This is a genomic window from Paraburkholderia sp. BR14320 (assembly GCF_040948665.1).
GTDB lineage: Bacteria > Pseudomonadota > Gammaproteobacteria > Burkholderiales > Burkholderiaceae > Paraburkholderia > Paraburkholderia youngii.
Genome location: NZ_JBFPKG010000276.1, coordinates 1 through 398 on the forward strand (window position 1 = coordinate 1; position 398 = coordinate 398).

The 398-nt window shown below is 62.3% G+C and carries 1 protein-coding gene; it reads right to left on the minus strand.

Annotated elements, in window-relative coordinates:
* The coding region (locus tag AB3X89_RS40295; RefSeq protein WP_368588066.1) for a transposase at positions 1 to 398 on the minus strand (398 nt) is incomplete at both ends.

Sequence of the window (398 nt, forward strand, 5' to 3'; positions counted from 1 at the left end):
GTTCGCGATAATCACGCCCTCGCGCTGCTGCGATTCGATGTTGCGCGTCAGCAGTCGCGCGCCGATACAGCGCTTGATGCGCGAGATCTGCGACTCGACCAGCGCGCGCTGGCCATACCCGTATTTGTTGCGGAACGCATGGGTGCCCTTGTCCTTGATGTACCGAACGAGATGGTCGTGCCAGCGTGTCGCCGGTTGATTGTGAGCGACCGCATTGGCCGGTGGGGGAATCACCGGCAGCACGCCGCAGGCTGACCACGCCTCGGTCTGCGCAATACTGTAATACGCGCCGTCGGCGATCACGCAGTCGACGTTCGCCTCGACTGCCAGCATCGCATTCAGGCCCGCCTCGTCGGAGACGTTGTCCTCGGTAATCGCGATCTGGTGGACATTCATCT